Source organism: Micromonospora sp. NPDC048930 (assembly GCF_043197935.1).
Taxonomy (GTDB): domain Bacteria; phylum Actinomycetota; class Actinomycetes; order Mycobacteriales; family Micromonosporaceae; genus Micromonospora.
The window spans coordinates 37,800-50,609 of record NZ_JBICUB010000003.1 but is presented as its reverse complement, the minus strand read 5'-3'; the positions used below and the strand labels follow the sequence as shown (position 1 = coordinate 50,609).

The following is a 12,810-nucleotide window of genomic DNA, read 5'->3' as shown; positions in this document are numbered from 1 at the left end:
GGCAGGAGGCCGCATGTGCTTCGACGTCGCCCTCCGCCCCGGCAGGCTGCCAGTGGCGCTGAACGGCACCGTTTGCCTGCGCCAGGCCGAGGGCGGCCATCACCTGGCCGACCTGTCCTGCGGCGGCGTCGGCGACGAGGAACACGTGGGGTCAGATGCGGCCGCGGCGGAAGGCCTCCGACCACGGGTGGCGGTGCTCTGGCGACCGCATGGTGGCAGTCTCCCACCCTACGAGGGGACGGGCAGCCAGCCGCGGCTGGCCTTTGTCAGCGGAGACGCTATCCTGCCCGCCGGCTGACTGTTTGTCGATCCGGGGTCGTCGAGGTTGGACTCGATGAGGAGCACGGCTTCTTGTCATTGCGGCAGTCGACGCAGGCGCACATGCCGCAGCCTCAGGTGAGGATCGGCACCCTTCTGGCCGCCAGGTCCACTCGGTGCCGGCGTACGCGGTGCGTCCGTCGCAGACGGCAGCGCCCGAGGATGGTTGAGGTTCGCGGGCCGGCAGCCGGCCGGGGCGCGGCGGCCGTCGCACCGCCGCGCGGTTGGGGCGGACCTCACGGGACGACGGCAACGGCGTCGACCTCGACGAGCTGGCCCCTGTAGCCGAGCACCGTGACGCCGAGCAGTGTGCTCGGCGCGTCGTGGTCGCCGAACCGGGCGCGCACTACGTCCCAGGCTGTGACGAGATCCGCCTGTTCGGTGCTCGCGACGTAGACGGTCGTGCGCACGACGTCTGTCAGCGCAGCCCCTGCCGCCTGCAGCGCCACTTCAAGATTGTCCATGACCTGTCGGGCCTGCCCGGCGACGTCACCGAGCGCCACAACCCGGTCGTGCTCGTCGATCGGACACGCGCCGGCGGTGTGCACAAGCCGGGCACCGGCGGAGACCACCGAGGCGTAGGCATAGGGGACAGCATCGGTCAGGCGGCTGGCGCGGATCAGTTCCACAGACATGGCGCCGACTGTGTCACGCCCGCCGCCCGCGATACGACCGAATTCGTTCTCGAACGAACAGGAGGCGCTGGCGATCGCGAACTCGACGGAGTATGGCCCCGCCGCGTACGTGTTCACTTCCGACATGCGGCGTGGTCTCCGCATAACCCGGCGAGAGCATCGGCCGTTCGACAGCAACGCCGACAGTAACCGCAGCAGTCGGGGCCAGCCAGGGTCTTACCGAGTCCGCCGGGCCGCCCGAGGTCGGATGACGGGCCGCACGCGCCGCCGCCTGGGCCGCGCCGCCCGCTGCCGCTGTCGCTCTGCGGCCGTCACGCCTATGCCCGGCGACTGGCGCGGAGAGCGGGGAAGCCCGGTGGGCCGCCGCAGAACGACAGACCGTTGACCGGTGGGTGGTGGGCCGGCATCCGGCCGGGTCGCGTGGCCCCGAGCCCGCGCGACGTAGGGGAGCGGACGCCGGCCGCGTCGGCGAGCTGGCGGCGGTCGCGGGTTGCGGCTACTGCGCCTCCTGCGGGGGCTCTCCGGGTCCAGGGAGGCATCTCGGGGCTGCGAGATCGCAGCTGGGCGATGGTGGCATCACGGCCAGTCGATCCGACCTAAGTCATCGAGTTCCGCCTCGTTTTCTTCCAGTCGGTCGGAAATGTCGTCAAGCATGTCCGCCACGTCTGCCCATGCTGGCTGGGCCAATGCGCCACTGTCCCGATAAAACTCCATCACGCAGCCGTGCTTTGGGCCGCTCCGCAGGTCCACGAATAGATTCCCGCCGCCGTGGTTCGTGGCGAGGGGCAACCAGGCAGGCAGCCAGGTCTCGCAAACCGTTCCGGCTGGACGGTTGTTCTCCGAATCCAGGAAGTCGTCCCACTGGTCGAGCGGTGCGACCTTCCGAGCGACGTCCATCCACAAGTGGCGACTCTTCAACGCTTCAGCGATCGGGTAAGGCACGAAGCCTGGCGGGATAAGCCACCCGCCGTCGGCCCGAAGGCCAAAATGCGCCCCGTCGGCGTACAACCACCAGGCCCGCAGGCCCGGCGGCAGTGGCTGGTCGACCGCCTCCTGCGCCGCCACGAGGTCGGGCTCAGACGCCGGCGGTCGTAGAGCCGCGCGGGCCCGAGGCGCGTGCTGTCGAAGCCACGTGTCGATGCGACCTATCGCGGCCGCCGCGACCCTCGCACGATCTGCACCCGCCATAATCACCCTTCCGGTCGCCGAACCAGGCCACCTGCCACAGCGGCGACAGTTAAACGCCAAGTGTCAGTCGCAAACGAGCAACTCCCTCTGCGGTTCTCGGAGCTATTGGCCGTGGCCGGCCTTATCTCAGGACACCTCTCATCCGATCGCACTGACACATGACAGTTGCGGCCCATCGGCGTCGAGACTGCTCAGACGGACAAGCACGTGCCATCGGGCAGCGTCCCAGCTACGCCGGCCGCCGCTCTTGAGGGAAGCACGTAGCCGAGCACGCAGGCGCCTTCAACCCGCGCGGCGAACACGAGCACCCCGCCCTCGGTGATGTCGTCGGACCGCGCGGGCCGCACGACATGGTCGACCAGACCCACGCGGTTCAGCGCGTTCCGCAGCTCGGCGGCGTCGACATTGTCGCGACGACATTGCCCGGGACCGCCGGTCGGTTGAACATCGGCCGAGTGCCTCCCTGCTCAAGGGGTGGTGCGGTCAGCCGTCGACCTCTACCCGGCCCACACTCTCGCATGCCGGCCGTGCCTGCTCCGCGCCGACCACGAAGTCCATACCGCCCCGCCGCTGACCCCAGGACGCCGCGTACGCTTCGATGTCGCATTCGGCCTCCGCAGGCTGCGGTGTCTATAACGGCACCATGCGCGGCCACCGTTGGCCACGGCACCGCACCACAACCACGGCGGCTGTGTCAGCAGCACTCAGCGAAAGCCACCTGGTGCTGTAGACTGCCGCGCCCAACCTGCCGACGGCCGTATGTAGCTGCCGCCATGAGGTGTCGGTGCCGCCCGGTAGCCTGAGGCGTCCCAGTCGCGAGCAGCACGGGAGGGCACGTGGTTGACGATCCGCGCTCGCGGCCGGCGTTCCGCCAGATACCGGCGGACATGTTCGCCTTCACCACCACCGATCGGGCGGACCTGCACACCGCGGTGATGCAGGTCTTCGGTGACGCACACGAGCGGCTGGTCGCCGCGCTGACCTTCGACGAGATCCTCGCCGCGTTGCCAGGTATCGGCTGGTACGAGCCGGTCGCCGACAGCTCTTTGGACTACACGCTCGGGGCGTTGCACAAGTACGGGCTGATCGAGCGGACGCAGAACCACACCGCCCACTACGCGTCGGCGGCCGAGTACGAGCGCCGTAACCTGCACTACTCGCTCAGCCGCAAGGGGGAAGCTGCCTACGAGGGGGTGCTGCATGCGGTGCAGCACCTGTCCTCGACTGGTGCGCTGCAGACGGCGGTCCTGGACGCGATCCTTGACCGGCTCGGTGAGCTGCTCGACCTGCTCACCGCCGACGCCAGCCCTGACCGGCGTATCTATGCGGCGCTGATGGAGTTGGAGGGGCACCTCGCCGGCCTGCGGGCCAGCACCAAGCAGTTCAACGGGCAGTTGCAGCGGCTGCTGCGGGCCGAAGGCGCCGATCCGGCCACGTTCGCCGAGGTCAAGCAGGCCACCATCGCCTATCTGTCGGAGTTCGTCACGAACCTTGACTCACGGCGGCACGCGATCGGCGACGCGGTGACCCGCCTCCACCAGCGCGGCGTCACCGTCCTGCACCATCGGGCGCTGCACGGCGCCGACCTGCCGGCGCTGCCCGGCGGCGACGACCCCGCACCCCGCTGGCTGGAGCAGCGGGCCGCCCGATGGGACGGCCTGTGCGCGTGGTTCCAACCCGCCGATGGCACCAGCCCCCGTATCGATCAGCTCGCCGACGTGGCACGACGCGCGATCGTCACGCTGATGCGGGCCTTGGAGCGGCTGACCGACAGCCGGCGGCGGGGCACCAGCACCGCCGCTGACTTCCGTGCCCTGGCTCGCTGGTTCGCCGCCAGCGACTCCGACGATGCCGCTCACGAGCTGTGGTCGGCCGCGTTCGGGCTGTGGCCCGCCCGGCATACCCACCTCACCCCCGATGACCCGACCGCCGTGTCGGCCACCACCTCATGGTGGGACGCCCCGGCGGTGCCGGTGTCGCCGCTGCTGCGCACCAGCGGCCAGGTGGACAAGGTCGCCCGCACGGCCCGGGTCCGTGACACCGCACAGGTGCGTCGGCTGCGCCGCGAGCGGGTGGTTGCTGAACGGGTGGAGCTGGAGCGGGCGTGGGCGCAGCTGGCCACCGCCGGGCCGGTGCGGCTGTCAGCGTTCGCGCAGCTTGATCCCGGTAGCTTCGCCCGTTTGCTGGAGCTGCTGTCACGGGCGCTGTCCGCCCCGCACCGCGACGGCGTTCGACAGGCGGCGACCGCTGACGGCCGCCTTGTCGTGACCCTCGCCGACGCCGACACCGCCCAACGAGCCGTGCTGCGTACACCGCACGGTGTGCTGTCCGCCCCGGACCTGCTGGTGTCGATCAGCGAAGCTCGCTCGCCAGGATCATCCACCGTCGGCCGGGCGGGTGCGGAGGCGAGCGCATGAGCGGGCTCGGCGAGGCGACGCGGGCGGCGGTCGGAGGGTTTGTGCGTGAGTGACCTGCGCAGCGAACTCGACCGGGAGCGGGCGACGGAGCGGGCCCAAGCGATCCGCGCGCTCCTGGCCAGCCCCCTGCTCACCCGCGACACCGGCCCCGATTTCGCCCTCGTAGTGCGGCACCGCGCCGACCTTGTCACCTGGTTCGACACCCATACCGGCTGGCGGCTGATCGTCGAACCCCGCGCCGGGTACGCCCGGCTGATGAAGACGTCACCCCGCCCACCGGTCGACCGGCCCGCGCGCCGCCCCCGCGGCGCGCGTACCCCATTCGACCGACGCCGCTACACCCTGCTCTGTCTGGTGGCCGCCGAGCTGCTCGGCGGCCCGGTGACCACGATCGGCATCATCGCGGAGCGGCTCGCCCACGCCTGCGCCGCCGAGCCGGACATCGTCGGGTTCGACAGCTCCCGGCACGACGACCGCCGAGCCTACGTCGATGCGCTGCTCGTGTTGGAGGAGTTGGGTGTGCTAACCGCCGTGGACGGCAGCACCGACACCTACCTGCAGCAGACCGACGCCAAGGTGCTCTACCGGGTCGACAGCGGCAGACTCGTCCGGCTCCTCGCCGCCCGGCAGGCCCCGTCGCGGCTGCCCGATGGCGACATCGACGCCTTGGTCCACGAGCCGCGCTACGGCGGCGCTGACGACCCCACTACTGAGGTGTCCGACGAGCAGCGCAACCGGTGGCTGCGGCACTCCATCGTCCGCAGGCTCCTCGACGACCCGGTGGTCTACTTCGCTGACCTGTCCGACGCGCAACGCGCCTACGCAAACAGCATCACCGGCCGGCGGATGCTGCGCACCGCGGTCGCCGACGCCGGCATGATCCTCGAAGAACGCGCCGAAGGCCTTTTGGCCGCCGACCCGGACGCCCTCGCGACGGACGAGAAGTTCCCCGCCGGCGGCAGCGTCGCCGGGCAGGCGGCGCTGCTACTGCTCGACACCATCCTCGCCGCCCGCCCCGACCCCGTTGGCGAGGAGCAGCTGATCCGGCAGCTCGCCGACCGGTTCACGGCCGTACCCGGGTGGGCGCGAACCTACCGCTCCGACGGCGGACCCGACCGTTTGACAGGTGAAGCCCTTGCGCTGCTTGCCCGGTTCGGGCTCATCGACCACGAGGACGGGGTTGTCCGCGCACTGCCCGCCGCCGCCCGCTACGCGGTCAGCCAACCCACCGTCGTCACACCCGCACAAAGGAGCCGCCGGTGACCCTCCTGACCCTGCCCGCCGTCGGCGCCCCCACCCCCGACCTGCGCGCCGACCGGTGGCAGCCCACCCGCGCCGGTGTCCTCAACATCTGGCGTTACTACGACGAAGTGTTCACCTTCCACCACGGCCGACTGCTGCTGCGCGGACCCAACGGCACCGGCAAGTCCAAGGCTTTAGAGCTGCTGCTGCCATACCTTCTGGATGCGAACCTGCGCCCAACGCGGCTGTCCACGTTCGGCGGGTCCGAGCGCACCATGCACTGGAACCTCATGGGCGACGGCTACCCGCACACCACCCGGGTGGGCTACGTGTGGCTGGAGTTCGGGCACGGCGGCGACGATCAGACGCACTGGTTCACCTGCGGCGCGCGGCTGGCGGCGTCGACCAACACCCGCACCGTCGACGCCACCTACTTCACCACCACACTGCGCGTGGGCGAGCCCGACGGCCTCTCCCTCGTCAAGGACGGCAACGTCCCGCTGACCCGCCAAGACCTGACCCAGGCACTCGGCGACGACGGCACGGTGCACGCTGGCGCCGAGTCCTACCGGCGGGCCGTGCGGGAAACCCTCTTCCGCGGACTCAGCGAGACGCAGTACGAGGCACTCATCGCGACGCTGCTGCAACTGCGCACCCCGAAGCTGTCCGAGCACCTCAACCCCGACGCCCTGTCGGAAGTGCTGTCGAAAGCCCTGCCGCCGCTGGACGCCGCCGACCTGGCCGAAATCGCCGAAGGCTTCGAGCAGCTTGACCGGCGGCGCGAACGCCTCGCCCGGCTCGACGAGGAAGTCACCGCCGCCCGGCGACTGGCCGAACGCCAGCAGCGCTATGCCCGCCGTGCCCTGCGGCGCGGCGCGGCCGACGTCATCGCCGCCACCACCCAGCTGGACAACGTCACCCGCGACGCCCGCCAGCGCCGCCACGAGCATGCCGTCGCCGCCGACGAGCTGGCCCAGGTGAGCGCGGCCATCACCGCCAACGAACGCGAGCAGACCGTCACTGAGGAAAGCATCGGCGGGCTTCGCGACAGCGACGCCTACCGTGAGGGCCGCCAGCTCGACGACCTACGGCGGGAGGCGGCCGCCGCCCAGCGAATCGCCGCCGATGCCCGCAGGGCGGCGGACAACCGACGCGCCGACGCGGCCCGCGCCGCCGAACAAGCCGCCCGCCTCTGCGACGAGGTCGCCACCACCGCCGCGCAAACCAGCAGATCCTGGCGGGACACCACCTCCGCGGCCCTCGCCGCCGGAATGGCCACGCTGGTCGAACCCCTCGCCGCCGACACCACCGAGCGGGCCCGGCACCTCCTGCGGGGCATCATCCGCGGTCGCGAGGAACAGATCGCCGCGGTCAGCGCAGCGATAGCCATCCACCAGCGGGCGGTCACCGACCGCGACCGGACCCAGGTCAGGCGAGAACGGCGAACCCGCGAACGCGACGCCGCCACCAGCACCCTGCGGCAGCTCACCCGCACACACGACGACGAGGTGGCCGCCCTGCGCGACCGCATCGCCGGATGGGCGTCGGCGTGTGAGGTGTTGCCCGTCACCGACCGGGCAGGCGAACTCGCGGACCTGGCAGGCGACGAAATCACTCTCGGTACGCTGCTCAGCGAACTGGCAGCCACTGTCCGCGAACAGCTCGCTGCAGCCCAAGCCGCACAGCAGACCCGCGACACCGAACTGCGCCAACGGCGACAACCCCTCGCGCTGCGGCTGACAGAGCTGTCCACCACCGCAAACCCCGAGCCGACACCGCCGCGGCGGCGCACCGCGCCCCGTCAGGAGCGGCCCGGCGGCCCGCTATGGCGGCTGGTCGACTGGCGCGGCGACGTACCGGCCCCAGTGCAGACCGCCGTGGAAGCCGCCCTCGAAGCATCCGGCCTGCTCGACGCCTGGATCTGGCCCGACGGGTCGGTGACCTCGGACCGCCGCGGCCACGACACCTACCTGGCTGCCGCCACCGCCCTGCCCGCACCCGACGAATCCCTGCTCGCAGTTCTCGCCCCCGACCAGCGGGCGCCCGTACCGGCACCGCTGGTCGCCGCCGCGCTCGCCAGCGTGGCGTTCGGACCGACCCCACCCCACCACGTCGCCGCGGTCGGCGCCGACGGGAGCTGGCGACTCGGCCCGCTCTACGGCAACGCCAGCAAGCCAGACGTGGAGTTCCTGGGCGCAGCAGCCCGAGAACGTACCCGACGCCGGCAGATCGATGAGCTGACCAACCAGATCGCGGACCTCGACGGCGAACGCGCCCGGATCAGCGAGACCATCCGACACCTGACCCAGCGGCGTGACACGCTGCAGACGGAGCTCGCGGCGCGGCCCGACCACCGCCTGGTCGCGCGCGCGGCCGAACAGGTCAGCCGCGCCGAGCTGAAACTCGCCAGCGCACAAGACCTCCTCGACGAGGCAGGCCGCGAAGTAGCCTCCGCGGACGACGCAGCTCGCGCGGCGCTGCGGGAACTGACCCTCGTCGGCTCCCGCCACGGCCTCCCCACCGCTGCCGCGGACCTTGACCACCTCACCGACGCGCTGCGAACCCTGCGGCAGGCAGCCGACGGTTGGTTGACTGACCGCGACCGTGAGGAAAATATCGCCGCGCGGCGCGATGACGCCCGCGACACGGCCGATCGCGCTGCCACCCTCGCCGAGGAAGAAGCAGCCCGCGCCGAGACCGCCGAGGAGATCGCCGCCGGTCTCGCGGCCCGGCTCGAGGCGGTGGAACGCACCGTCGGTGTCGAGTATCGGGCCGTCCTCGATCAGGTGCACCAGCTGCGCAACCACATGGAAAACCTGAAACGCGATCTGCGAGCGTTGCGCCCGCGCCACGACACCCTCATCGGCCAGCTGCACGACCTCAACGCCCGCGCCGAACGGGCCGAACAGGACCGCGACGAGGCCAGCGCTGTCCGCGACACCGCAACCGCCCAGCTGACCCGACTCGTCGACCTCCTCGGCCCCGACGCTGCCCTCACCACCGACCTGTCCGGCGTCGGCGCGGTCACCGCGACGCTGCACGTCGCGCGACAGCTCGCCGAGGAAATCGGCAGCCTCGCCCACGGCCCCCGCCATCTCCGCCAAGACGAAGGCGAACTGGGCAACGTCCTGCACCTCATTACCGCCTCGCTGGCCGGATACGCCGACCTGGCGATGACCCCCGACGAGCAGTGCGACGTGCAGGTCGTCACCGCCACCGTCGACGGCCTGCCGACCACCCCCACCGCACTGGTACACCGGCTCGTGTCCGAACGCGATGGCATGCGAGCCCACCTCACCGAAGAGGAACGGCAGCTGTTCGACCGCACCCTCACCGGCGACACCCGCCGCCACGTCGCCCTGCGCATCCGCCAAGCCGCTGACCTCGTGCGCGAGACCAGCGCCCAGCTCGAACAGGTCCGCACCGTGTCCGGCCTCGGCGTCCGGCTGAACTGGGAAGTCAACAGCGACCTCGACCCACGCCTACGACACGCCCGCGAACTCCTCCTGCAGGATCCGGCGCTCCTGACCGACACCCAACGCGCCGCCCTGCACGACTTCTTCCGCGCCCGCATCGACGACATTCGCAACGCCGGCTCCACTGACGGCTGGGAACAGCAGCTCAGCGAAGCCCTCGACTACCGACGATGGCACCGGTTCGTCGTGCAGATCCGCTCCGCCACCGGCGACTGGTCACCTGTCACCCGCCGCCAACACGGTGCCAAATCCGGCGGAGAGAAAGCCATCGTGCTGCACCTGCCGCTTTTCGCCGCCGCCGGCGCCCACTACCGGGCCGCACCCTCCGCGCCCCGGCTGATCCTCCTCGACGAGGTCTTCGTCGGCGTCGACCAGATCAACCGCGGACAGCTGATGGGCGTACTGAAAGCCCTCGACCTCGACCTGCTTCTCACCTCCGACCAAGAATGGTGCACCTACGCCGAAGTCGACGGCATCGCCATCCACCAACTGATCGCCGGCACAGAAGACGGCGACGACGCCGTCACCACCGCCCGTTTCGTCTGGACCGGCCGCGACATCCTGGTCGACGACCGATGAGCGCCGCCCGATTCGACCGCCCGGAACTCGCGCCACTCTGGGCCGAGGCGCGGCGCCGGTTCGAAGCCACCGACGGCCCGGTCACCCGGATACGGCTGCACAGCCTCCAACCCGACGAGCGGGAGGCACTGGCAGATCTTCTCGGCCTCGCCTATACCCCCGAGCCGGAAATGACCGTCCCTCTTCGCGCGCTCGACGCGCTCCTGCGTGCCGCCACCGGGCTGGACACCCGAGGTGTGGTGGAGGCGATCGGCGGCCCGATCACCAGTCGGGCACAAGAGCGCCACCGACGTGCCACCGCACGCGCCGACCTGTGGCAGTGGGCACGGGAACACCCCACCGTTGCCGCAGAACCGGCCCTGCTCACCTGGCTCGACCGCATCCGCTCCAGCGGCCTCGCCGCCGGTGACACATCCGCCGCCCGCCTCCTGCTGCAGCAGGCACTCAAGATCCTCGCCGCACTGCCCGCCGCCGGAGAGCCGCTCCCGGTGCTGGCCGCCCGGCTCACCACCGACTCTCACGCGCTCGACGAAGACAGCCGACTCGGCAAACTCGTCCTGCGGGCCCTCGCGACCCTGCACGACGAAGAGCCACCCACCGACGCCGAAGGCCGCCGCCGGCTGTGGGAACGCTCCGGCATCGCGTGCGACGAGTTGTCGACCACCGTCTTGGTCGCCGGGCTGCGACCAGTCGGGGACGGCCCACTCGTGCGAGGCCTACGCACCTGGGCCGAAGCCGGCCAAGCAGCCCTGGTCACCCTTGCCCAGCTCCGCCACCATCCCGTCGGTCAGCTACCCGGACCGGTTTTTGTTGTTGAGAACCCGGCGGTCGTGGCGGTTGCCTTACGTCGCTTCGGCGTCGCCTGCCCACCCCTAGTCTGTACCGCAGGCTGGCCCAGCACGGCCGCGATCATGCTGCTACGCGACATCGCCGCCAACGGCGGGCAACTGCGGTATCACGGAGACTTCGACGGGGACGGCCTGCGGATCGCCGCGCACGTGCTGAGCAAGACGAACGCGCAACCGTGGCTGCTCCACGCGAAGGACTACCTGAATGCCGTTCCAACCGCCGGACCACCCGTCGGCCGAGTCGACGAGACGCCATGGGACCCACCCTTGGCCGCAGCACTGCGCACACACGGAGTCGCGCTGCTCGAGGAAGTAGTGGTGGACTCCCTGCTTGCCGACATGGCAACACAAGCGGATGTTGGAGTCCCGTCGGCCGCGCCCTCGGCGTAGGGATTCCACCGGCAGTTGGCTTGATCTCCAACCGATCCGCTCCGGCCGGGCGGAGAAGATCGCCCCCACCGGCGCGCCCTCGTGGTTGTCGTCAAGGGGGCAGACCTCGGGGTTTGACTGGCCGCAGAATCCCTCGACCCTTGCCGTGAGGGCCCGTCGGTATGCCGACGGTTGGCGTCCACCGCCTCGACGATGACAAGGCCCGCGTCAACGTCGTCGGAGTTGGCGCCGACGAAGCTGGTGCCGGCGGCGGACATGACAGGGTGAACGGCAGAATGCTGAGCGCCGAGTGGCGGCCGGGCCAGGCGTGCCCACCGCCCGACCGTGAGCTGCTGCTGCCCGACTCTGCCGAGAAACGTGCCGATGTGATCGCACAGGTCGTATCAGTGGGGACAGCGCAAACCTCGCCATCTCACCTACCGACGGATGTGGTCGGTAAGGGCAGTCGGGCGGGGGAGGTCCCGCCCGACGAGTGGCACCGGACCAGCGAGAACCTCACACCGGCACGACGCCGGGCTCAGCGCCGGCCGTCTGGACTGGCACGGTCGCCGCCGTCGCCTTGGCCTCGGCGACATGGCGGGTGAAGCTGCGCGTCGCCGCCCAGAGCTTGTAGATGAGCAGCAGCTCGAACGCGACGAGCAGAATGCCTGCGATCACGGCGGAACCGATGACGAACCCGGTCAGCGGCCCGATGATGAACACCGCCATCTGGAACTCGATGCCGCTGACCACATGGGCCCGGATGCGCTGGCGGACCAGCGCGTTGCGGAACCGCACGAAGAGGCCGAAGCGCCTCCGGAAGTCGCCGTAGACGTCGACGACCGGCCGCCCGCCGGCGGCCAGTTGCTCCGCCGTCGCCGCGCCGACCGGTTGCTGCTGCAGCGTCTCCTCGACGAACGCCGGCCGTACGCCCTCGCCCCGAAGCGCGGCGAGTTCGTCACGCATCTGGTTCTTCACCTTGCCGATCTGCAGCGCGTTCAGGTAGCGGAACATGTCGAGGAAGACGACGGCACCGCCTACCCAGAGGTACGTCAGGTCGCCGGTCCGCTCAAACTGCCCGCCCATCAAGGCGATCGTGCAGACGACGACACGCAGCCGGTCAAAGACGTAGTCGAGCCAGGCTCCGAAGATGGAACCCGTTCCGTTGAGCCTGGCGACCTTGCCGTCCATGCAGTCGATCACGAAGCTGAGGTGGAAGAGCACCGCCCCGGCGGCCAGCCAGGGGTAGTCCTGCAGCGCGAAACAGGCCGCCGCGGCCAACCCGAGCAGGAAGGCCGCCACCGTCAGCCGGTTCGGGGTGATCCACCGGTAGGGCGCCACGAGTCGGACGAGGCGGGAGGCGACGGGGTCGACCAGCCACACCGTCCACCACGCGTCCCGGTCCTTGTACGTCCGGTCGCGGACCTCCTGCAGAGTCACCCGCTGGGCCATCGTCATATCCATTTCGCGCGGTGGAACCTGAACGTGTATGGGCGGGAACGTTACCGAAAGGTGAACGACGAGACTCGCCGTCAAACGGCCCCTGCGAGTCCGGCCCTGTAGTTGATTGTCCTCGTCCTTTCGGTCAACGAGCCAGATGGTTTCGCCGGATTTGTTGTGGCGGTACAGGTGGAGGGGATGCATTGCTTTCCGTTCATCGTGGTTGAGCCGTGCTTTCCGCGAGCCGGCCAGGCGCGGCGGACACGGGCGGTACGGCACCGAGGCGGCGGGGAGTGCT

10 protein-coding genes are annotated in these 12,810 nt (G+C 70.5%); 6 read left to right on the top strand and 4 right to left on the bottom strand.

Annotation, left to right across the window (positions count from 1 at the left end; translation table 11 throughout):
- The first annotated feature begins 13 nt into the window (after positions 1-13).
- Positions 14-298, top strand: coding sequence for a hypothetical protein (locus ACGFI9_RS09295; protein WP_393176767.1), 285 nt, complete (start codon positions 14-16; stop codon positions 296-298).
- Between the two features lie 256 nt (positions 299-554).
- On the opposite strand, the gene ACGFI9_RS09290 is transcribed toward ACGFI9_RS09295, so the two are convergent.
- Positions 555-953 carry a RidA family protein gene (locus ACGFI9_RS09290; protein WP_393176765.1) on the bottom strand — a complete coding sequence of 133 codons (399 nt, stop codon included), beginning with the start codon at positions 951-953 and terminating at the stop codon, positions 555-557.
- Here ACGFI9_RS09290 and ACGFI9_RS09285 point away from each other — a divergent pair.
- Positions 952-1,338 carry an aldehyde dehydrogenase family protein gene (locus ACGFI9_RS09285; RefSeq protein WP_393176762.1) on the top strand — a complete coding sequence of 129 codons (387 nt, stop codon included), beginning with the start codon at positions 952-954 and terminating at the stop codon, positions 1,336-1,338. The genes ACGFI9_RS09290 and ACGFI9_RS09285 overlap by 2 nt on opposite strands.
- Positions 1,339-1,529: 191 nt before the next feature.
- Here ACGFI9_RS09285 and ACGFI9_RS09280 read toward each other — a convergent pair whose 3' ends face one another.
- Positions 1,530-2,141, bottom strand: a complete 612-nt coding sequence (locus tag ACGFI9_RS09280; protein ID WP_393176759.1) for an SMI1/KNR4 family protein — start codon at positions 2,139-2,141, stop codon at positions 1,530-1,532.
- 191 nt (positions 2,142-2,332) lie between these two features.
- Positions 2,333-2,509 (bottom strand): hypothetical protein, encoded by a 177-nt coding sequence (locus ACGFI9_RS09275; RefSeq protein WP_393176757.1) that lies wholly within the window; start codon positions 2,507-2,509, stop codon positions 2,333-2,335.
- A 468-nt stretch (positions 2,510-2,977) separates the two neighbouring features.
- Between ACGFI9_RS09275 and ACGFI9_RS09270 the strand changes: the two genes are divergently transcribed.
- Genes ACGFI9_RS09270 through ACGFI9_RS09255 form a run of 4 tightly spaced genes read left to right on the top strand, consistent with a single transcriptional unit; the run spans position 2,978 to position 11,093 of the window.
- A complete protein-coding gene (locus ACGFI9_RS09270; RefSeq protein WP_393176755.1) occupies positions 2,978-4,558 on the top strand; it encodes a TIGR02677 family protein in 1,581 nt (526 codons plus the stop codon).
- 45 nt (positions 4,559-4,603) lie between these two features.
- On the top strand, positions 4,604-5,821 hold the full coding sequence (locus ACGFI9_RS09265) for a TIGR02678 family protein (RefSeq protein WP_393176753.1): 1,218 nt from the start codon (positions 4,604-4,606) through the stop codon (positions 5,819-5,821).
- Entirely contained in the window at positions 5,818-9,855 is a 4,038-nt protein-coding gene (locus tag ACGFI9_RS09260; RefSeq protein WP_393176751.1) for a TIGR02680 family protein, read from the top strand. Before ACGFI9_RS09265 ends, ACGFI9_RS09260 begins: the two co-directional genes overlap by 4 nt.
- Positions 9,852-11,093 (top strand): TIGR02679 family protein, encoded by a 1,242-nt coding sequence (locus ACGFI9_RS09255; RefSeq protein ID WP_393176749.1) that lies wholly within the window; start codon positions 9,852-9,854, stop codon positions 11,091-11,093. Before ACGFI9_RS09260 ends, ACGFI9_RS09255 begins: the two co-directional genes overlap by 4 nt.
- Positions 11,094-11,588: 495 nt before the next feature.
- On the opposite strand, the gene ACGFI9_RS09250 is transcribed toward ACGFI9_RS09255, so the two are convergent.
- On the bottom strand, positions 11,589-12,524 hold the full coding sequence (locus ACGFI9_RS09250; RefSeq protein WP_393177852.1) for a CDP-alcohol phosphatidyltransferase family protein: 936 nt from the start codon (positions 12,522-12,524) through the stop codon (positions 11,589-11,591).
- Between the last annotated feature and the right edge of the window lie 286 nt (positions 12,525-12,810).